We start from the raw sequence: 21,974 nt of genomic DNA, 5'->3' as shown, positions 1-21,974 counted from the left end.
AATCTTACCCCTGAACGGCTTTAAAACGTGGATTTGACTTACAAATTACATAAAGACGACCACGGCGACGCACCACTTTGCAATCTGGATGGCGTTGTTTAGCGCTTTTCAACGAACTTAATACCTGCATTTTTTCTTCCTTACTTAATAAATTGACCAAAACGTTTATTAAAGCGTGCCACATTACCTTCTTGAGAATGTGTTTTTTGCTTACCGGTATAAAACGGATGTGATTGAGAAGAGACATCTAACGTGACATAAGGATAAGTTAACCCTTCATACTCTATCGTTTTTTCCGTTTTGATGGTTGAACCCACTTTAAAGTAAGCATCTACGCTAGTGTCATGAAAAATCACTGTTCGATATTCTGGATGAATGCCTGGTTTCATAATAAACTCACTTTAATATGTAATGTTATAATATAACAATATTGAATTGTGATAATGTAACGCTTTTTAATTCCTTTGACCAGTTTTTTTAGTGTATTTTTCTATCTTAAAAAGAGAATTGCATGATGAGTGATGGATTTTTAAATGGTATAAATGAATTTTCTTGCCTTTTTTTGTCCAGCTTTTCTATTTTCCGCTAGAGTTATACTAAGACGGCAAAACAAATAGGACATATTATGACTCATTGGCGCGATAAGCTTTTCAGTAAGTCACCGCTGTCTATTGATCTTACAATAGACTTTCCTTGTATTTGTCCTTCTTCTACGTCTTCGATCCTTTCACAACTAGCACCTTATGAAATAGGCAATACACCACTGCCTGATGAATTAAATCTATTATCAGAAGGCCGCATAAAAGAAAACGATAACGGAGATTCGATCCCATTTAGTTGGTCGGCGGGGGCACGAGAAGGAATTATTTTACGCCAACGGATAGGTCGATCTATTGAGCAACAGCCTTCACTTCAGGTATGTAAAGAATTTGCATGCACTCTCTACCAAGCAATAAAACAGGTTGTACTTTTGCCTGATAAAGACCATGTTTCTTCTTTTTATACTATAGCTTGCCAAGATAAGCTTGCACCGATTACCTATCTTTCACACTTGATAGCGCAAATAGAACAAGATGAAGCACTCGCCAAGCATGAGATCTATTTTCAATTGATCTTATGGATCTTAAAACAAAGCCCTGATAAGAACCCGGTTAAAATTGCGTTAGGACTATTAGGATCATTTTGCGATAAAATCTCTCAACGTTTACTTTTATTGTTTGTACTCCATCCTGAATTTACCCTCTATGCAATCCGCTCACTAAAACAACGTCTCTCGTGCGAAGAATTTGAACCTTTTCTATCTTCACTTGGCCAACGCACTAAGGGGTGGGGGCGAATTCAGTTTATTGAACATCTGCCATCAACGCTTTCGGTAAATAATCGTTATTGGTTACTCACTGAAGGCTATAAAAATAATGTAATGACAGAATATGTCGCCTATGACTGTGTAATGAAAGGCAAGCTATTAGAGATGCTCCATACGCATCCTTTAGATAACACACTGCTACTAGGTTGTAATGATTTATTACGTGCATTGCTTAATGGTGGCCCAGCAAAAGATATTTATGATTACATTGAGGGTGCTCAAGCTTGCAAAGCCTTTATTTCACAAGTCGATACACTGCCTCCGAAAGAATTGAAATTACTTTATTGTGTCTGTGAAATTGCTGATTTCGTACAAAATAGTGGTGAAGATTGGTTATTACTTGAGGCATTAGGGTGGGATGATCACTGCCAACAACAGATTATGTCTATCTCACAAAACATTCTTCAAAAACCGGAGTGGTCAACACTTATTATTGAAGCACTACAAAGTCCTTCTCGCGCAAAGAATTACCAAGCAAGTCTTGTAGCAAAATCTCTCCGCCTTGATATTTGGGAGTTACTCTTTTCACTACAAAAAGACAATCCTCATGCAGATTGGTGGCATCAATTAATGCAAACAGATGCTTCTCATAAAATAGAAAGAGTAGTCAAACTTGCAGAACAACAAATTGAATTAACAGCATTAGATAGTACAGATGAACCATTAATCGCTACTGACACTGAATTTCAGCCTCATCATGCCGTTGAATATATCATGCAAGATCTTGGTGGTTTTCCTGGTATTGGTTGGTCACTCATTAAACGGCAATTACGTAGCCCAACATTGCGTGATAGAAATATGGCACTGAATGTTCTTTCAACTTGGTCTGATACATTATTACCTCATGATCTTTATGGTGAATTAACACAAGCCTTAACCACAGAAACTGACAAAAATGCGTATCAACGTATGAAGCTATTTTTAGTTAACCATCAAGGGAATGAAGAACATTAACGGTTAGAGCGAATAGATAATTCTGAAAAGAATTCAGGGAGCAGGTTAGGATCATGGTTCGTGCTAGTATGGCTACAAGAAATAAAAAAGATGTTACAGCAATTCATAACACTGATTCACAGATCAATAATGAGGTGAATATGGGCAAATTCCCTGGCTTACATCGTCGAGCAATACTGGTTATTGCCGTGGTTTTGTTGGTCATCTTCTTTTGGCCGACAAGTGAAAATAATGGTGAGCCACCTCAACCATCATCATCGACACAAGATCTTCCTGTGCCAATTGCGCCATCAGTTACTAATGGGGATCCTATTTATCAAACGTCGATCCCGCAATCACAAGACAGCTTAAATGCCGATCAAGAAACAACACCGTCTGATGAGGATCCAATAACACGTAATACAGGTGAAAATACGTCTCAAACAGCACAATCTCAACAGCCCACATTAACTCCGACACAAACATGGCAAACATACACCATTAAAGAAGGGCAAACCTTAGCACAGCTTTTTAGAGATAATCAGCTTCCGGTCAATGATGCTTTTTCTATGGCAAAATCAGAAGATCAACAGAAATCATTGAGCCAACTACGCGCAGGTCAAACTATGCGCTTGCAACGTAGTCCACAAGGTGATGTGAGTATGCTAGAAGTGACAAACAGTACTGGCACTGTGATAACTTATACACGTTTAAGTGATGGAAGTTATTACCGTACACCATAGCCAGAAAAAAAATTAAATTTATGCAAAAAAAAACGCCAGCTAAGCTGGCGTTTTTTTATCAACATTAACTGTTTAATCAAAGATTATTCAGCAACGATGATAACATTCAGTTCAGCGAATACGTCACTGTGAACTTGGAAGTGAACTTCGTGGTCACCAGTAGTACGCAGAACGCCATTTGGCAGGCGAACTTCGCTCTTACACATTTCAACGCCAGCTGCAGTTACTGCATCAGCGATGTCACGAGTACCGATTGAACCAAACAGTTTACCTTCGTCACCCGCTTTAGAGCTGATAGTGACAGAACCCAGTGCATTGATCTTCGCTGCACGAGCTTCAGCTGCTGCTAAAGTTTCAGCTAATTTAGCTTCTAACTCAGCACGACGCGCTTCAAAAAACTCAATGTTTTTCTTAGTCGCTGAAACAGCTTTACCCTGTGGGATTAAATAGTTACGAGCATAGCCCGATTTTACGTTAACCTGATCACCCAGGCTACCCAGATTCGCTACTTTATCAAGCAGAATAATTTGCATTACCTTATCCTCTACAAGTCATTAATGGACTATATACCTATTACTGATGACGATCAGTATAAGGTAATAAAGACAGGTAGCGTGCGCGCTTGATAGCACGAGCCAGCTGACGCTGGTATTTTGCACGAGTACCGGTGATACGACTTGGTACAATTTTACCACTTTCAGTGATATAGTTTTTCAGCGTAGCGATATCTTTATAATCGATCTCTTGTACGCCTTCTGCTGTGAAACGGCAGAACTTACGACGACGGAAATAACGTGCCATATGGCTAGTCTCCAGAATCTATCAATTCAATCTGCTCGGCATGAAGCACCAATTTAAACAATCCATTTCGCGCCTGATGGCTACTAATGAATCCTGAAACGGTGATTTGGCTGCCGACCGTTATACTGTGAGTAATTGCTTGTAACGCTTTCCCGCTAGCAATAATGGGCATTCTGCACCATGATTGTCTTTTTAATCCCGCCTCTTCTTGAATTGAACGATGTTCAATAACAAATTGACAATGCGGGATCCCAGCGGGGCTAACTTTTCGTATTAATGCCTTGCACACTGTGCCAGTTAGCACCAAATGATTATTAGCCGTCACAGCACGAATTACTCTTCAGAATCCTCTGCTACATCATCAACTTCATCTTCATCATCAAGATCATCAGCGATATCACGACGGCGTTCGTCTTTTGCTTTAACCATTGGAGAAGCTTCAGTTACTGCGTGTTTAGTACGCATAATCATGTTGCGGAGAACGGCATCGTTGAAACGGAAAGTAGTTTCCAGTTCATCAATCACTTCCTGCGGCGCTTCAACGTTCAGCAGAACGTAGTGTGCTTTGTGCAGTTTGTTGATTGGATAAGCTAATTGACGACGACCCCAGTCTTCTAGACGGTGGATCTGACCATTTGCATTAGTGATAGCGGTTTTATAACGCTCGATCATGCCCGGAACTTGTTCGCTCTGGTCAGGATGAACCATAAAAACGATTTCGTAATGACGCATTTGATATTGCTCCTTACGGATTTATCAGCCTCCTGTCAGGGTCAGTCACCACCCATGGAGGCAAGGAACTTAGTTAAGTTGTGACTGAAAAAATTGACGCGTAACTATACCCCCGCAGTCAATAAAACTCAAGGGAGTATAGAGAATAAATAAACTAAAGCGTTATTTTACTGAAATGCGTTGGCGCATCGCTTCAAACAAGCAAACACCCGTTGCCACAGAAACATTCAAAGAAGACACTGTACCCGCCATTGGAATGCTAATGAGTTCATCACAATGTTCTCGCGTTAAACGACGCATTCCTTCACCTTCAGCCCCCATCACCAGTGCCATTGGGCCTGTAAGTTTACTTTGATATAAGGTGTGATCTGCTTCGCCGGCGGTACCCACAATCCAAACATTTTCTTCTTGTAGAAAACGTAAAGTCCGAGCAAGGTTAGTCACTTTAATTAAAGGAACGCTTTCTGCCGCACCACACGCCACTTTTTTTGCCGTTGCATTTAATTGTGCGGAGCGATCTTTAGGGACGATAACCGCATGAACGCCCGCAGCATCTGCGCTACGTAAACAAGCACCTAAATTATGTGGGTCTGTTACGCCATCTAAAACGAGTAAAAAAGGTGTCCCAACTTTTGCTAATAAATCAGGTAAATCTTGTTCTTGGTACTGACGACCCGGTTTCACTTTTGCAATGATACCTTGATGAACAGCACCTTCGGTTTGGCTATCTAACCACTGACGATTAGCTACTTGAACTAAAACCCCTTGGGCCTCTAATTCATGAATAACGGGTGTTAAACGGCGATCTTCACGCCCTTTTAATACATAAACTTCTTTAAAACGGGCAGGATCACGCTCAAGCAGTGCTTTTACTGCGTGAATACCATAAATAATTTCTTCGCTCATAGCGGTGCTTACTCATTAAAAAATAAAAGGTACAAAACAGATAAAAGGCGGGGTCTCCGCCTTTTAAAAAACAAGAAGAACAAAATGTTATGCTTTATCGCGTTTTGCAGCGCGCTTAGCCTTAAGTTTTTCTTCTATTTTTTTGGTTTGTGATGATGCTTTCTTACGCTTACTGCTTGCTTTATCTTTAGCAACTTGATCTTTTACTGCTTTATTTTTGTTCTCATTACTTTTAGCTGATTTTCCTTTTTTAAAGGCGCTATCAGGTTCGAAGTTTTTATCTTTACTTGCATCACGACGTCGAGACTTACTGGAACTTGCGTTTTTCTTGTCTTTTTCGCCTTTTAATCCGCGAACACGTGCTGTTTTACCCGGATTACGCGCAGTACGTGTTGTCGAAATTAAAGAGAAGTCGATAGTACGTTCATCCATACTTACAGCTTCAACTTTGACTTCAACTTCATCGCCAAGACGATATACCTGTCCAGAAGACTCACCAATTAATCGCTGACCCACATTGTCATATTGATAGTAATCATTATTTAATGTAGAAACATGCACCAGACCATCAATAAACAGATCATTTAAACGAACAAAGAAACCAAAGCCCGTTACGCTCGTAATAATTCCCGTAAACTGCTGGCCAATTTGATCCAGCATAAAGTCACATTTCAGCCAATCAGCTACATCTCGTGTAGCTTCATCAGCACGGCGCTCTGTTAAAGAACAGTGTTCACCCAATTGTAACATGGTGTCCATATCACTATGGTAACCACCGGTTGGTGTCCAGCGTTGAGAACCGTGACCTTCTTCCTTAGCAATTTGATATTTAATAGCGCGGTGTAACGCTAAGTCAGGGTAACGACGGATTGGCGACGTAAAGTGAGCATAAGATTTCAATGCCAAACCAAAGTGTCCACGATTTTCAGGATCGTAAATTGCTTGTTTCATCGAGCGCAAAACCATGGTTTGTAGCATTTCACGATCAGGTCTATCTTCAACCTCTTTCATAACACGCGCATAGTCTGCTGGCTCTGGCGTTAATCCACCCGGCAATGTTAAACCTAATTCATTAAAGACAGAACGTAAATTCAGTACACTTTCTTCTTTCGGTTTATCATGAATACGGTATAACGCAGGCTCTTCATTTTTCTCAACAAAACGAGCTGCAGCGATATTTGCTAAGATCATGCACTCTTCAATTAATTTGTGTGCATCATTACGGACAACTGGCTCGATACGTTCAATACGGCGCTCTGCATTGAAGATAAATTTCGCTTCTTCAGATTCGAATCCAATCGCACCACGTTGCTCGCGCGCTTTATCAAGAGCTTGGTATAACTCATACAGATGCTCAATATCTTCAACGATAGGCTTATAGTGCTCACGCAATTCTTCATCATCTTGAATAATTTTCCACACTTTGGTGTAAGTCATTCGAGCATGAGAACTCATTACGGCTTCATAGAATTTATAAGAAGAGAGGCGGCCTTGCTCAGAAATTGTCATTTCACAGACCATACATAAGCGGTCTACTTGTGGGTTTAATGAACAGAGCCCATTAGACAGTATCTCTGGCAACATTGGCACAACTTGAGAAGGGAAATAAACAGAATTTCCTCGGCTACGTGCTTCGGTATCTAATGCTGTTTGTGGGCGCACATAGTAGCTAACATCAGCAATTGCGACCCATAAACGCCAGCCACCGCCTTTTTTACGTTGGCAATAAACCGCATCATCAAAATCTCGCGCATCTTCGCCATCAATAGTAATTAAAGGTAAATCACGTAAATCAACACGACCTTCTTTGGCAGACTCAGGGACTTCCTCTTTTAAATCAGCGACTTCTTTAGTGACTTTCGCAGGCCATGTATACGGTATCTCATGGGTCCGTAACGCAATTTCTACCGCGATACCTGTTCCCATTGTTTCACCTAAGATCTCAACGATACGTCCAACAGCTTGAGTACGACGGGTTGGCCTTGTCATGACTTCGACAACCACCACATTTCCCATACGCGCACCCATAAGATCTTCTTTAGGGATAAGAATATCAAAGCTTAAACGACTGTCATCTGGTACAACAAATCCCATACCAGATTCGATAAAATAGCGCCCAACAATCTGGTTGTTTCTGGGTTCAATAACACGCACTACACGACCTTCACGACGACCTTTTCTATCCATCCCTAAAGGTTGAGCAAGGATAACATCACCGTGCATGGTTTTTTTCATTTCATCTTGTGAAAGATACAGGTCATCTTTTTGGCCTTCAGCACGTAAAAAACCATAACCATCGCGGTGACCAATGACTTTGCCTTTCCATAAATCAAGGCGTTCAGGTAATGCATAACATTGACGACGGGTAAAAACTAATTGACCATCACGTTCCATCGCTCTTAAACGACGACGTAATGCTTCCAAATCTTCTTCTCCAGAAATTTTTAACGCCTGTGCTAAGTCTTCACGACTCATTGGTGCCGTGCGCTTTTTCATTTCTTCTAAAATATATTCGCGACTAGCAATTGGAGAGGCGTATTTTTCTGCTTCTCTACCCTGAAAAGGATCTTTTGACATTATGACCTCCAAGCTATCAGATTTGATGAAATAGTAGACTCAAACATCTTCTAATAACAATTTATATAAGGAACTATTATTTTCAACGAGCTCTGCAAGTGTGTGACGGTCTAACTCTTTCAAAAACTGTTCAATCGCCTGATTTAACACCAATTTTAATCGACAAGCTGGGGTAATATGGCAAAACTCAGCACTACAGTTTACTAATGAAAGCGGCTCTAAAGCACGAACAACCTCACCCACTATGATATTTGCTGCAGGCTTGCCTAAACGGATCCCTCCATTTTTACCGCGAATAGCCTCAACAAAACCTAAATGACTCAGTTGATTAATAATTTTCACCATATGGTTACGCGATACACCATACACTTGCGTCACTTCCGAGATACTCGTCATTTTGCCTTCTGGCAGTGAAGCCATATATATCAATGCTCGCAATCCATAATCTGTAAAACTGGTTAATTGCACAATGACCTCTGAAAAGTGGTTTCCCTCTTAAATTCGTTAAGGGATAAGTAATTAGTAATGAGAATATCATTTTATTAAGCAATATTATGTTTAATTTTTGGACATTTAGCAAAGATATGCTCAAAAGTGAGTTATTTCCATCTCTCACTTGACTATTAACAAAATAATAGCGACATCACAGGCAAAGAAAAAGCGATACTGTCGATTTTCAACAGATCGCTTTCCTATTTCTGGCATTACAACAATAACATTGTCTTATTGTTTTGTACTCGTTACTGATAAAACAGAAGCAAAACCGAGTGTAAAGCTGTCTTATCTTATATGTAACGCGTATTTTTATCTTTAATTCACCAACAAACAGATACGAAAAAATCGCCCCTGTCATTTTCAGGGACGATTTTCACATCAAACCGATTTAATACAAATTATGCATCAAATGGATGACGGAGAATGATAGTTTCTGAGCGATCTGGGCCTGTAGAAACGATATCAACAGGAACACCTGTTAATTCTTCTACACGCTTGATGTAGTTCAGTGCTGCTTGTGGTAATTGTGCGTGATCTTTCATACCAAAAGTGACCTCGCTCCAACCTGGCATTGATTCATAGATAGGTTCGATACCTTCCCAATCATCAGCAGCTAAAGGTGTTGTATCAATCACTTCACCATTTGGTAAGCGATAGCCTACACACAGTTTGACTTCTTTCAGACCATCTAGCACATCCAGTTTAGTCATACAGAAACCAGACAGTGAGTTGATTTGCACCGCACGACGAATAGCGATGATATCTAACCAACCTGTACGACGGCTACGACCTGTTGTTGCACCAAATTCTTGGCCTTTTTCACGTAAGAAGTCACCCACTTCATCAAACAATTCCGTTGGGAATGGACCTGCACCTACGCGCGTTGAGTAAGCTTTGATGATCCCCAATACGTAACCCACATAACGAGGGCCTAAACCAGAACCTGTCGCTACACCACCAGCTGTTGTGTTTGAAGAGGTTACATACGGATAAGTACCATGGTCGATGTCTAATAAAGTGCCTTGTGCGCCTTCAAACATCACTAACTCACCGTTTTGTGTTGCTTTGTACAGTAAGTCAGAAACATCAACAACCATACCTGTCAGGATATCGGCAATCGCCATAACCTCATCTAAGGTTTTTTGGTAATCCACGGGTTCTACTTGGTAGTAGTTCACCAGTTGGAAGTTATGATATTCGATGATTTCTTTCAGTTTTTGTGCAAAGGCTTTTTTATCAAACAGATCACCAACACGCAAACCACGACGAGCAACTTTATCTTCGTAAGCAGGACCAATACCGCGACCTGTTGTACCGATAGCTTTCTCGCCACGTGCTTTCTCACGCGCATTATCTAATGCGATATGATAAGGAAGGATTAATGGGCAAGCTTCAGACAGAAGTAAACGAGAACGAACAGGAATGCCACGATCTTCAAGTTGGGTCATTTCCTTCATCAGCGCTTCCGGCGATAAAACGACACCGTTTGCTATGATGCTAACAACATTTTCACGGAGAATGCCTGATGGGATTAAATGAAGAACGGTTTTTTCACCGTTGATGACTAGGGTGTGACCTGCGTTATGGCCACCTTGATAGCGAACAACATATTTGGCACGTTCTGTCAGCAAATCGACTATCTTGCCTTTGCCTTCGTCACCCCACTGGGTGCCCAATACGACAACGTTATTACTCATTTCAAAATACACTCGGTTGCTTAAAAAAGGATTCTACCATCTCAATTCAAGAGTTACAGTAGATTTTATCTAATTATGTCATCCCCGCTTTTAAGCAATAGATTATCTTGCCATGATTAATATTTTCGCCCAAAAAATCCGCATCACAAACTAATAGTGACTTTCATCAACAGATTTGAACGCAAAAATAGGAAGCAGAGTGACATAAAAGTGAAAACAGCGAAGAAGACGCTTCGGAATTGCCGAAGGTTTATCTTGAAATGCAATTTTCACTTTATACTATCCCAGCTAACACTATTTTGGAAACCATTAAGCATAAATTTTCATCTTAATATGTACAATGATTTATTTTTTAGCTAAGTACTCTATTTTATCTTATTGATATCAAAAAAAATCCCCCACTTTTTAAGGTGGGGGATTTATTATTTATTCAAACGTTTTAAGGTGTTTTGATTACTCTTCGATAGCTCGTGCTTTCGTCGGTGCTTTCATATAGCGTAAGAAATCGCTATCTGGGCTTAACACCATGACGTCATTACCGTCTTGGTTAAAGCTCTTCTCATAAGCACGTAAACTACGAATGAAAGCGTAGAAGTCCGGATCTTGGTTGAATGCATCTGCAAAAAGTTTCATTGCTTGGGCATCACCTTCACCACGAAGGCGCAATGATTCACGCTCAGACTCAGCTAATGTTTCCGTTACTGTCTTATCAGCAGCAGCACGAATTTTTACTGCTTGCTCTTGACCTTGTGAACGGTGACGTCGAGCAACCGCTTCACGCTCGGCACGCATACGTTGATAAATCGCTTCAGAAACTTCCATCGGCAGGTTGATTTGTTTGATTCGAACATCAATCACTTCAATACCTAAAGCTGCCATACTGTTCATATTGATAGCAGGAGCTTGACCTTTTGTTTCTTCAGCCACTTTCTTCGCAGCAATCGCAATCGCATCATCAGCAGCGCTTGTATCGCGAGAAGGAGTACCTTCGTTCAGTGCATTACGAACATCAATGGTTAAACGACCACGAGAATCCGTAATAATTTGGTTTACGCTCATACGACCAATCTCAGAACGTAAACGGTCACTAAATTTACGACGCAGCAACGTTTCAGCTTGCGTTGTATTACCCCCACCTGTTGCTAGATAGTAGGTACTGAAGTCGCTGATACGCCATTTCAGATAAGAATCAACCAATAAGTCTTTATTCTCACCAGATAAGAAACGGTCTTGCTGGATATTCATAGTTTGAATACGCGCATCCAGTTTTTTCACGTTCTCAATAAATGGAATTTTAAAATGAAGACCTGGTTCATAAACAACTGGCTTATTTTCACCATCACGAACAACTTTCGCAAAGCGTAGAATAATACCACGCTCATATTGTTGTACCACGAAAACAGAAGAGTACAACAATGCTAAAATAATAACTGCAACAACAGCGATAACTTTACGCATGATTATTGTCCTCCCTGATTAGTGCCGTAAGGCTGACCATAACCGCCATTATTACTACCATATCCACCATTACCATAAGTCGTTGTTGCTGGTTTTTGTGCAGGTGCTGGGTTTACAGTTGGAGCAGGTGCTGGCATACGAGTAGGAGCTTCAAGTGTATTTGATGTTCCTGATTGAGATTGCTGACGTAACATTTGCTCCAAAGGTAGCACTAACATGCTGTTACCTTTATCGTTAGCAATAATCTTACGTGTTTTAGATAGCACTTTTTCCATTGTCTCAATATAAAGACGCTCGCGAGTAATTTCAGGGGCTGCTCGATATTCAGGTAAGATTTTGGCGAAACTCGCCACCTCACCTTCTGCTCTCATCACCACACTCGTTTTATACGCTGTTGCTTCTTCAATCATCCGCTGTGCGTTACCTTTAGCTAAAGGTAAAACTTCGTTTTTATAAGCCTCGGCTTGACGAATCGTTTTTTGCTCTTCCTCTCGGGCGGCAATTACATCATCAAATGCGGCTTTTACTGCTTCTGGTGGGCGAGCAACTTGGAAGTTGACGTCCACAATAGAGATACCCATCTTATAAGGACGAATAGTCTCTTCTAATTCTTGACGTGTTTGGTCACGAATTTCCGAACGATTTGAGGTCAGAATTTTTTCCATTTCTGAACGACCAATAACACCACGTACTGCACTGTCAGTCGCCTGACCTAAGCTATTAATTGGTGTTGTTAGGTTAAACAGAAATGTTTCTGGATCAGAGACAACATACTGCACGTTTATCTCAACTTGAACCATATTCTCATCTGACGTTAACATCATGCCACCCGTGGTTAAATCACGGATAGTTTTTACGTTAACAGGCTGAACTTCATCAACAAAAGTGGGTTTCCAGTTCAGACCGGGCTCAACGATTTGATAGAATTTACCAAACCGGGTCACAACGCCTTGTTCTGCTTCTTTTATGGTATAAAAACCGCTTGCTGCCCAAACTACGATAACCGCACCTAATGCAAGAGAAACCAGAAGATTTCCCGCATTACTACGAGGCCCGCCATTTTGCCCAGAAGAGGAGTTTCCACCTTTTTTACCGCCGAAACCACCAAGTTTTTCACTCAGTTTACGGAACATATCATCGAGATCTGATGCCCCACGATTCCGACCTCCTTGATTACCGTTGGAGTTACCGTTACCTTCGCCGTTATTATTGCCGCCGTTTCGGTTACCCCACGGGTCGCGGTCTTGTCCGTTGTTACCGGGCTGATTCCACGCCATGTTCTAGCTCCATTATTATGATTAGATTTATCAGGCTTAAGAGCCGATTTCGTCGCCAGCTCTCAGTTAATGTTCTTTTTTATGGCCAAATATCAGACCACGTAATCCAATAAATTGGGTTCCTGCTTGCAAAGGCGATGCCAGTCTACCATAGGCATACGTATGATTAGCCCAACTTTACCGTCTTTTTCAATCCATTCACGTTCTATTGATTGTAATTGATAAAAACGACTACGTAAGCGCCCTGTATCTTCTGGCGGTAAACGCAATTCATAGTGTGCGATCTCACCTGAAAGACGCTCAGTTAACGCCTGATATAACAGCGGGATACCTTCACCTGTTTGTGCAGAAACCCAAACCCTAACAGGTAAATTATCTTCATTTCGATCAATTCTTGGAGTGAAGTCTTCAAGAAGATCAATTTTGTTCATCACATGCAGTGTGGGTATTTCTTGAGCATCGATCTCTTCTAATACACACTCAACGGCATGAATATTATCCTCAAAACGGCTATCTGCTGCATCAATAACATGAAGAAGTAAGGTTGCTTCTCGAGTTTCTTGCAAAGTGGCTTTAAAAGCAGCAACAAGATCATGAGGCAAATGTCGGATAAATCCAACCGTATCGGCTAATACAACCGTTCCTACATCATCAACTTGAATACGTCTTAACGTAGGATCTAATGTTGCAAAGAGCTGATCTGCCGCATACACATTCGAACAGGTAATATGATTAAATAAACTCGATTTTCCTGCGTTTGTGTAACCTACTAGGGATAATGTTGGAATATCAGCTTTACTCTGCGCTTGTCGTCCTTGTTCACGCTGACGTTCGACCCTACCCAATCGCATTAGTATTTGACTAATTTTACCTCGGAGTAAGCGGCGGTCTGTTTCTAGCTGAGTTTCACCAGGTCCACGTAACCCAATCCCCCCTTTTTGTCTTTCAAGGTGAGTCCACCCTCTGACTAAACGGGTTGATAAGTGACGTAACTGGGCGAGTTCTACCTGTAGCTTTCCTTCATGAGTTCTTGCTCTTTGAGCAAAAATATCAAGGATAACTCCCGTGCGGTCAACCACACGACATTCACAAAGTCTTTCCAGATTTCGTTCTTGTGCAGGTGTCAGTGCATGATTAAATAAAACAACATCTGCACCACTTGCTTTTACAGCCTCGGCAATTTCTTCCGCTTTACCTTCACCCACATAATATTTGGGATGTGGCGCCTTGCGATTTCCTGTAATAATTTGAACTGGCTTCACACCCGCAGATGTCACCAACGATTCAAACTCTTGCAAATCATCAACGTCCTTTTCTTGAGAAAAGAAGACGTGCACTAAAACGGCTAATTCGCCACCTTCATAACGATCAAACAAAGGCGAAACCTCTTGGACTTTATAAAAACAGGAAAAAACATAGGTAAAGTCTCCCTACCTATGTTTTTCTTATATCAAGAATAATATTCGATAATTATTCTGCAACATCATCCTGCTGAGTAGCACTACCGCTGTAGCCTGTACCCGTTTGATTCGTGCCAGTGTTGCTATGATGAGAAACAGGACGCGAAGGTACCACGGTAGAGATAGCATGTTTGTATACCATCTGGCTTACTGTGTTTTTCAGCAAAATAACAAATTGGTCAAAAGATTCGATCTGACCTTGCAATTTAATGCCGTTTACCAAATAGATAGAAACGGGAACCCTTTCACGACGTAATGCGTTTAGGAAAGGATCTTGCAAAGATTGCCCCTTAGCCATTCTATGTTTTCCTTATTTTGTTGTTTTATATTAGAACCCAATTGGTTCGAAAAATGAACTACTCAAAAATTGCGCTTTGGCAACCATCAATTTTACACAAACCTACCATCTATGCACTAACTACCTGCAAAACAGTGTCAAGAGATTGTTTTGGATCTTCACTATCAAGCCAGTGAATATTATTCCAACCTCTTAACCAGGTGATTTGTCGCTTCGCTAATTGCCGGGTAGCGCAGATCCCTCGATAAACCATCTCATCATAATCTATTTCACCAGATAAATATGACCACATCTGGCGATAACCGACACAACGTACAGACGGTAAATCTTCATGCAAATCGCCCCTTTCGTATAATGATTTTACTTCATCTTCAAAACCGCACGTTAACATCTGTTTAAAACGAGCTTCAATGCGTTGGTGAAGAACATTTCTATCTTTCGGAGCAATCGCAAATTGATAAACATCATAAGGCAAAGACTCGCCCGATATTTTAGTCAATTCTGTCATTGTCTTACCTGAAATCAGGTAAACTTCTAGCGCACGTGAAAGTCGTTGAGGATCATTAGGGTGTATCCGTTGCGCAGCAACAGGATCAACCAATGCTAACTCTTTATGTAATGCCTCCCATCCTTGCTCTGCTGCTTTTTTCTCTATTTCAGCTCGAATATCAGGATTTGCACTGGGTAAAGGCGATAAACCTTCAAGTAACGCTTTAAAATATAGCATAGTCCCGCCCACTAATAGTGGAATTCGCCCAGCGGCTGTAATTTCTTCCATTGCACTGAGTGCATCCCGTCGAAAATCTGCTGCAGAGTACGGTAATGCGGGGTCTAAAATATCAATTAATCGATGTGGCGCAAGCGATTGCTCTGTGGCATCTGGCTTTGCTGTTCCAATATCCATACCACGATAGATGAGCGCTGAATCAACACTAATAATATCTACAGGCAGTTTTTGTCTTAGTGCTATTGCTAATGCTGTTTTACCTGACGCTGTAGGCCCCATTAGAAAAATGGCTTTAGGTTTTATTTGTGTGTTTACATCGCTCATTATTTAATGCCACTACCACCGGTTGTAATTCTATTAATTGTAATAAGTTTTTTGCTGGCTGTCTGACATATTGAGGACAAAGTCTTTCAATATCCGCCAATAATCCCACTGCCTGAGCTTGTGACCAAGGTGCTTGCTCTGAGCTTATCTGTTTTGCAAACCATTGCCCAAGCTGTTGTTTGGTACATGATTTCTCTACAGACAAATACGCCAATAATGCGGTTAGTAATGCAGGTAAATTTTGCTGACGCAAAGGCAACGACACCGCATGTATTGTTGCTTTACCATGAGAGATTTCGATAATAATACCAAAATCACTTATGAGTGCTTGAAACTGATTGAATACACTAATTTCATCTTTACTTAGCGCTAACTTTAGCGGTACTAACAAAGGTTGAGGCTTCAATGTTTCATCTTTAGGCAATAACTGCGCGCATTTTAACAGAAAATCAGCTTCTTCCAATGATAACAGCCCGAGACCTTGTGAAGATTCGATTAACGCATATTTCTGCTGATAAATTGCCAATACTCGCCCAAAAGTATAATCAGTTTGCCCTTCTTGCGCATTGACGGAACGCGGCATCACAGAAATAACATTTTCTTCGATGCTATTAGTTGTATGAACGATTTCATCTAAATTCAATGGGGAACGGTCAGGAAATAACGGTATTTTTTCTTTATCTTTTGATGTGGATGCACTTTCTTGCATCATTTTTTGATAAAGCGCGCCTTGAGTCCGTTGATAACTTTCACCAAATTGGCGATTTTCACCTAATTGAGGAGATTGTTTTTGATAATGGCTATTTCCATATTCACGTTCATTTGGTTGATGTGATGAGGTTCTATTTGGGCTGGTTTTATTAACGGATGCTTGGTAAGGCTGAGAAAATACATTTTCACCTGCAACCTGTCGATTCTCAGGGAAATTTAACGCCATTTCGCTTTCTTCTTTATTATCTTCCGTCAGTGGTAATGGCTCTTGTATGGCTTGTCGTAAAACACTCAAGACACCTTGGTAAATAAAGTCATGCACTAAACGAGATTCATGAAAACGGACTTCATGTTTAGCTGGATGCACATTAACATCAACTTGATGAGGGTCAACGCTTAGGTATAAAACATAAGAAGGTTGCTGCTCTCCTTGCAGATACCCTTCATAGGCTTGACGAATAGCATGGTTGATTAACCTGTCACGCATCATTCGTCCGTTTACATAACAATATTGAATTTCGCTACTTTGTACTGGAGATAAAGGATGTTCAACCCAGCCTTTTATTGCTAAATTGCCATGCTCCCACGATAAGTGCATGCATTGGCTAACAAAATTATTGCCACAAATCGCACTTAAACGACGGTTTTGCTGGCTTTCATCCTTTACGGCTCGATATTGACGGACACGTTTACCGTTATGCGTAAGATTAATGGAAACATCAAAACGTGATAATGCAATCCGGCGTACCACTTCATCAATATGTGCAAACTCTGTTTTTTCAGTACGCAAAAATTTACGTCTGGCTGGCGTGTTATAAAACAAATCTAATACTTCAACAGTGCTTCCCACAGGATGAGCCGCAGGTTTAACTGTAACCGCCATGTCCCGACCTTCAGCATAAGCTTGCCATGCTTCATCTTGAGATGGCGTGCGTGATGTCAGTGTTAAACGAGAAACTGAGCTAATACTGGCCAAGGCTTCACCGCGAAATCCCATACTCATAATAGCTTCGAGGTCGTCAAGACTTGATATTTTGCTTGTTGCATGGCGAGCAAGCGCTAACTTCAAATCATCACGATTGATGCCGCATCCATTATCACGAATACGAATGAGCTTAGCGCCACCTTTATCGATATCTATATCAATAGTTGTCGCCCCAGCATCTAAACTATTTTCCAGCAACTCTTTAACGACAGAGGCAGGTCTTTCAACAACTTCCCCTGCGGCAATCTGGTTTGCAAGCTGAGGAGGTAATAAATTTATCGCCATGACCTTTATTCCATTTTACTCAATCAATTAGGCGCATTTTGTAAGGGGTGAGCCAGAAAATAATGTCTTAACCCCGCATGAATAGATGCGGCCAGTTTCTCTTGATAGGCATCCGAAATCAGCAGCTGTTCTTCAGATGCATGACTGATAAAACCTGTTTCAACTAAAATTGAAGGGATATCAGGCGAGCGTAAAACACCTAAACTTGCATGCTCTGGCGTCTTTTTATGTAATGAGCCTACTTTTCTAAGTTCAGATAACACGGCAACAGCAACGTCATAACCGACTCGCTGTGAGTTACCAAATTGCAAATCAAGTACTGTTTGGCTTAAATAAGGATCAGCACCGTCTGATAAAGCATCTCCCGCCCCCCCTAGCAATTCAGATTGCTTTTCACTTTGTTCAAGCCACTTACCTAATTCACTGTTTGCACGACGATTAGAAAGCACCCACACTGAAGCGCCTCTTGCACTGCGGTTAGGTGCAGAATCTGCATGAATAGAAACCAACATATTGGCACTTTGCTTACGAGCAACTTCAGAGCGTCCTGCAACTGAAATAAAATAGTCGCCGCTACGTGTTAATACCGGCTTAAACATGGGATCATTACGTAATCGTGCTTCTAGTTTCCTTGCTACACTTAACGTGACATCTTTTTCACGATTTCCTTTCTGACCAATAGCACCTGGATCTTGTCCACCGTGGCCTGCATCTATCGCAATAATAATTTGGCGAGAGCCTGCTTGTGGCTTTGAAGGGGGAGTGCGAGGTTTTACAACAGGGACAACAGGGGTAATCTCTGCTTTTGGCGTAGTGATTAAAGGGGCCATTTCCCTATTTGAATTTGATGCAGTAACTGTTGTTGTAGAAGATAACGCAACGACACTCACAGTTGATTGAGCATTGCTATTTTGGCGACCATTCATTGATTTGATAGTAAGCACTAACTTATAATCACCACTAACTTTTATCAAGCTTTCCGTCACCACAACCGGTTGAGCAAGCTCGACAACCATACTTTGGTATTGGCTATCTTTTGATTGAGTCGAGCGAATTTTATGCACTAATTGGTTTGTACTAAACGTTGCAGGTAAGCCGGTTATTTTTGTGCTCTGTTTAAAATCCATTACCAAGCGGTCTGGGCTTTTTAATGAGTAATATCGATAGCTAGGCTTCCCATCACTAAACGAGAATGTGAGGGTTGTTACTGCGCTACCATTTTCTGCTTTTACACCTGTCACAGTGGCAGCTTGTGCTATTTGCACAAAGAAAAAAGATAAAACAACCAACAGAAAGGCAACAAAATAGCGCTGACTTTGACTCACAATAGTGATAAGACTCGACATAATCAATATTCCTTTATGCAGACTGAATATGGGATAAAACAGTATTCCCTCTTTGTGAAAGGGCAACAAAACGCGCTTTTCGACCTTCATCTTCGTAACTTAAATGCAGTTCTAAATCTGCGTTGGGTAAAAAACCTTCGCCTTGTGATGGCCATTCGATAAGGCATAACGCATCTTGCTCAAAATAGTCGCGTATTCCCATAAATTCCAGTTCTTCAGCCGACGCTAAACGATAGAGATCAAAATGATAAACAGGGTTTGGCGAGAGCATATAAGGCTCAACCAATGTATATGTTGGGCTCTTAACATGCCCTTGATGACCAAGCGCTTGTAAAAAGCCTCGGCTAAAGGTTGTTTTACCTGCCCCCAAATCACCATATAGATACATGATCAATCCGCTATGATGAGTCGCCATTGCAACAGTGCGCCCAAGTTCAACTGTCGCCGCTTCATCTTCTAATGTAACAACCCATTCTTTCATATTTATATAATCTATTGTTAAGTTATAACGGCTTAGTTAAGAGAGATCGTTGGAAAACATCAAACACTAAGCTTTTTTATATTCTCTTAAGGCAAATAGTTATCGAAATCACTACCAAATAACCATACCATAAATCTATTTATTGCGAGGATTTTTCCTACTGCTCCACTATGATACACTGCGCGCTCTTAGGACTCACCTCTTACCTATTGATTCGGTTTATTCATGTCATCACTTGATCTTAATCTTCTCGCTCAGCACATTAAATTATGGGGCTCTGAGCTAGGTTTTCAACAAACAGGGATATGTGATACTGACTTATCACTTGAAGAGCCCCGCTTACAAGCGTGGTTAGATAAGCAATATCATGGTCAAATGGCATGGATGGAAAAATATGGCATGACGCGGGCTAGGCCTCATGAGCTTGTACCTGGTACATTACGCGTTATTAGTGTAAGAATGAATTATCTCCCCACCGATGCCGCTTTTGCGCGAACGTTAAATAACCCCGAACAGGGTTATATCAGCCGTTATGCACTCGGGCGGGATTATCACAAAGTACTCAGACAGCGTCTTAAAAAACTTGGCGAGAAAATTTCACAATACTGTCAACAATATGAATATCAAGGGATCGTTAATTTTCGTCCTTTTGTTGATTCAGCGCCAATTATGGAACGCCCCTTAGCCGTTAAGGCAGGACTTGGCTGGGTTGGTAAACACTCACTTGTTATCAATAATCAAGCAGGTTCTTGGTTCTTTCTTGGTGAATTACTCATTGATTTGCCACTTCCCACAGATAGCCCTGTTGAAGAGCAATGTGGTAAATGTGTGGCTTGTATGACGACTTGCCCGACAGGTGCGATTGTTGATCCTTATACTATTGATGCACGTCGCTGTATCTCTTACCTTACTATCGAGCTAGATGGTGCTATTCCTGAGGAATTTCGTCCATTAATGGGGAATCGCATCTATGGCTGTGACGATTGCCAACTTATCTGCCCTTGGAATCGCTTTTCATCGCTGACTGATGAAGACGATTTCTCTCCCCGCCGAGCACTTCATACCCCTGAGTTACTCGATCTTTTTCAATGGAATGAAGAAAAATTTCTTCGTATAACAGAGGGATCACCTATTCGCCGTATTGGCTATTTACGTTGGCTTAGAAATATTAGTGTGGCGTTAGGAAATGCACCTTATCAGGATAAAATTATACTTGCCTTGCAAGAACGCGTTGGATTGAGTGACGTTTTAGATGAACATTTGAATTGGGCGATAGCCCAGCAGACAACAAAGAGAAATGAAAAAGAGGTGAAAATACAGACTTCACAACAAAAACGCTTAGTAAGAGCAATAACTAAAGGCTTACCCCGTGATGCTTAATTTTTAACAGAATAAGCGCATAACGAGTAACCCTTAATTTTATCTGTGAATAAAATAAAAATCCCTTGCCTATCAACATGAAAAAAAAATTCAAGCGAACTAAGACTCAAATTTAAAAAAATTAAAATAAACTGAATTATCAATTAGATATAAAATCCAATTAATTTATAAAAGAGAATAATACCCTTATCACATTATGATACGTGCTTGTGGATAACTCTGTGCAGTAAAAAAACAAACAGTGCTTAGATGCGGTGGTTATTAGCATCTTACTGTGGATAAATCGATGTGGGAAGATTTTAAGAATAGTAGAATATCTATCACATTTTTTTAAAGAAAAGCCTGAAAAATCCTTTTCTTTTTCTAAAATACTATTCAATGCATGTTTAACAGAATAAAGGCCTAAAACCTAAAAAATGATCTTGCCTCTTATTTCCCTCTTAAATGAGGAAAGGCGCACATTCTAGTGCTGTCAAAATAGAAAAGCAAGCAAAGATCAAAGATAGATCACAAAAAAATAGCTTGATCTTACAGGCAATAACAACATTTCTTTTTTTGCACAATAATCATTCATACTCTCTTTATGTGTATTAAGTAAAACTCCTTAATTAGCACCCTAAAACAGTGTAGTCGATATTTAAAAAAGCGAGAGAAAAACTTAAAATTTTCTTTATGGGAATTAAAAATGAGATTTGGTGAAGCTGAAGAGAAAAACTTGGAGCGGGAAACGAGACTCGAACTCGCGACCCCAACCTTGGCAAGGTTGTGCTCTACCAACTGAGCTATTCCCGCATTTGGTAAGTTTTGACAATAATTAGTAAAAGATTTGGAGCGGGAAACGAGACTCGAACTCGCGACCCCAACCTTGGCAAGGTTGTGCTCTACCAACTGAGCTATTCCCGCGTTTGGTAAGTTTTGACAATAATTAGTAAAAGATTTGGAGCGGGAAACGAGACTCGAACTCGCGACCCCAACCTTGGCAAGGTTGTGTT

General features: G+C 40.8%; 21 protein-coding genes and 2 tRNA genes. 3 read left to right on the top strand and 20 right to left on the bottom strand.

The window, feature by feature from the left end; translation table 11 throughout:
* Positions 1-4 precede the first annotated feature (4 nt).
* Positions 5-130 (bottom strand): type B 50S ribosomal protein L36, encoded by a 126-nt coding sequence (gene ykgO / locus INT04_RS08130; protein WP_006535739.1) that lies wholly within the window; start codon positions 128-130, stop codon positions 5-7.
* A 10-nt stretch (positions 131-140) separates the two neighbouring features.
* Positions 141-389, bottom strand: coding sequence for a type B 50S ribosomal protein L31 (locus INT04_RS08125; RefSeq protein ID WP_193015651.1), 249 nt, complete (start codon positions 387-389; stop codon positions 141-143).
* Between the two features lie 236 nt (positions 390-625).
* Here INT04_RS08125 and INT04_RS08120 point away from each other — a divergent pair, with 236 nt between their 5' ends.
* Complete coding sequence (locus tag INT04_RS08120) at positions 626-2,320, top strand: hypothetical protein (RefSeq protein WP_193015650.1); 1,695 nt, start codon at positions 626-628, stop codon at positions 2,318-2,320.
* Between the two features lie 53 nt (positions 2,321-2,373).
* The gene (locus INT04_RS08115) at positions 2,374-3,042 is read left to right on the top strand and encodes a LysM-like peptidoglycan-binding domain-containing protein (protein ID WP_193015649.1); all 669 of its coding nucleotides are present in this window, start codon (positions 2,374-2,376) and stop codon (positions 3,040-3,042) included.
* 83 nt (positions 3,043-3,125) lie between these two features.
* On the opposite strand, the gene rplI is transcribed toward INT04_RS08115, so the two are convergent.
* The 16 genes from rplI to tsaE form a co-directional block, all read right to left on the bottom strand.
* Positions 3,126-3,575: a 50S ribosomal protein L9 gene (gene rplI, locus INT04_RS08110; protein WP_023583606.1), complete on the bottom strand. Its 450-nt coding sequence runs from the start codon at positions 3,573-3,575 to the stop codon at positions 3,126-3,128.
* Positions 3,576-3,615: 40 nt separating this feature from the next.
* Complete coding sequence (gene rpsR, locus INT04_RS08105) at positions 3,616-3,843, bottom strand: 30S ribosomal protein S18 (protein WP_000135199.1); 228 nt, start codon at positions 3,841-3,843, stop codon at positions 3,616-3,618.
* Positions 3,844-3,847: 4 nt separating this feature from the next.
* A complete protein-coding gene (gene priB, locus INT04_RS08100) occupies positions 3,848-4,168 on the bottom strand; it encodes a primosomal replication protein N (RefSeq protein ID WP_193015648.1) in 321 nt (106 codons plus the stop codon).
* 8 nt (positions 4,169-4,176) lie between these two features.
* Complete coding sequence (rpsF, locus tag INT04_RS08095) at positions 4,177-4,575, bottom strand: 30S ribosomal protein S6 (protein WP_193015647.1); 399 nt, start codon at positions 4,573-4,575, stop codon at positions 4,177-4,179.
* 162 nt (positions 4,576-4,737) lie between these two features.
* A complete protein-coding gene (gene rlmB, locus INT04_RS08090; protein ID WP_193015778.1) occupies positions 4,738-5,469 on the bottom strand; it encodes a 23S rRNA (guanosine(2251)-2'-O)-methyltransferase RlmB in 732 nt (243 codons plus the stop codon).
* A gap of 99 nt (positions 5,470-5,568) precedes the next feature.
* Positions 5,569-8,058, bottom strand: coding sequence for a ribonuclease R (gene rnr, locus INT04_RS08085; RefSeq protein ID WP_193015646.1), 2,490 nt, complete (start codon positions 8,056-8,058; stop codon positions 5,569-5,571).
* Positions 8,059-8,097: 39 nt separating this feature from the next.
* Positions 8,098-8,526 carry a nitric oxide-sensing transcriptional repressor NsrR gene (nsrR, locus tag INT04_RS08080; protein WP_193015645.1) on the bottom strand — a complete coding sequence of 143 codons (429 nt, stop codon included), beginning with the start codon at positions 8,524-8,526 and terminating at the stop codon, positions 8,098-8,100.
* 425 nt (positions 8,527-8,951) lie between these two features.
* Complete coding sequence (locus tag INT04_RS08075; RefSeq protein WP_193015644.1) at positions 8,952-10,250, bottom strand: adenylosuccinate synthase; 1,299 nt, start codon at positions 10,248-10,250, stop codon at positions 8,952-8,954.
* Positions 10,251-10,703: 453 nt separating this feature from the next.
* Complete coding sequence (gene hflC, locus INT04_RS08070) at positions 10,704-11,708, bottom strand: protease modulator HflC (protein ID WP_193015643.1); 1,005 nt, start codon at positions 11,706-11,708, stop codon at positions 10,704-10,706.
* A 2-nt stretch (positions 11,709-11,710) separates the two neighbouring features.
* Positions 11,711-12,985, bottom strand: coding sequence for an FtsH protease activity modulator HflK (hflK, locus tag INT04_RS08065; RefSeq protein WP_193015642.1), 1,275 nt, complete (start codon positions 12,983-12,985; stop codon positions 11,711-11,713).
* 92 nt (positions 12,986-13,077) lie between these two features.
* Positions 13,078-14,361: a ribosome rescue GTPase HflX gene (hflX, locus tag INT04_RS08060; RefSeq protein WP_193015641.1), complete on the bottom strand. Its 1,284-nt coding sequence runs from the start codon at positions 14,359-14,361 to the stop codon at positions 13,078-13,080.
* Between the two features lie 94 nt (positions 14,362-14,455).
* Entirely contained in the window at positions 14,456-14,743 is a 288-nt protein-coding gene (hfq, locus tag INT04_RS08055) for an RNA chaperone Hfq (protein ID WP_072069604.1), read from the bottom strand.
* 109 nt (positions 14,744-14,852) lie between these two features.
* Positions 14,853-15,794, bottom strand: a complete 942-nt coding sequence (gene miaA, locus INT04_RS08050; protein WP_193015640.1) for a tRNA (adenosine(37)-N6)-dimethylallyltransferase MiaA — start codon at positions 15,792-15,794, stop codon at positions 14,853-14,855.
* Positions 15,763-17,775, bottom strand: a complete 2,013-nt coding sequence (gene mutL, locus INT04_RS08045) for a DNA mismatch repair endonuclease MutL (protein WP_193015639.1) — start codon at positions 17,773-17,775, stop codon at positions 15,763-15,765. The genes miaA and mutL overlap by 32 nt, the downstream gene beginning before the upstream one ends.
* A 23-nt stretch (positions 17,776-17,798) precedes the next feature.
* On the bottom strand, positions 17,799-19,121 hold the full coding sequence (locus INT04_RS08040; RefSeq protein WP_193015638.1) for an N-acetylmuramoyl-L-alanine amidase: 1,323 nt from the start codon (positions 19,119-19,121) through the stop codon (positions 17,799-17,801).
* A gap of 13 nt (positions 19,122-19,134) precedes the next feature.
* Entirely contained in the window at positions 19,135-19,602 is a 468-nt protein-coding gene (tsaE, locus tag INT04_RS08035) for a tRNA (adenosine(37)-N6)-threonylcarbamoyltransferase complex ATPase subunit type 1 TsaE (protein WP_193015637.1), read from the bottom strand.
* Positions 19,603-19,827: 225 nt separating this feature from the next.
* Between tsaE and queG the strand changes: the two genes are divergently transcribed.
* A complete protein-coding gene (gene queG, locus INT04_RS08030) occupies positions 19,828-20,982 on the top strand; it encodes a tRNA epoxyqueuosine(34) reductase QueG (RefSeq protein WP_193015636.1) in 1,155 nt (384 codons plus the stop codon).
* A gap of 716 nt (positions 20,983-21,698) precedes the next feature.
* Here the strand turns inward: queG and INT04_RS08025 are convergent.
* Both INT04_RS08025 and INT04_RS08020 read right to left on the bottom strand, forming a co-directional pair.
* Positions 21,699-21,774: transfer RNA gene (locus tag INT04_RS08025), tRNA-Gly, on the bottom strand.
* 35 nt (positions 21,775-21,809) lie between these two features.
* Positions 21,810-21,885 (bottom strand) — tRNA-Gly (locus tag INT04_RS08020).
* Between the last annotated feature and the right edge of the window lie 89 nt (positions 21,886-21,974).

The organism is Proteus sp. FME41 (assembly GCF_014897315.1).
In the GTDB taxonomy this organism is placed as follows: domain Bacteria; phylum Pseudomonadota; class Gammaproteobacteria; order Enterobacterales; family Enterobacteriaceae; genus Proteus.
Note: the sequence above shows the minus strand (reverse complement) of the source record. Positions and strands in the feature narration are given on the sequence as shown.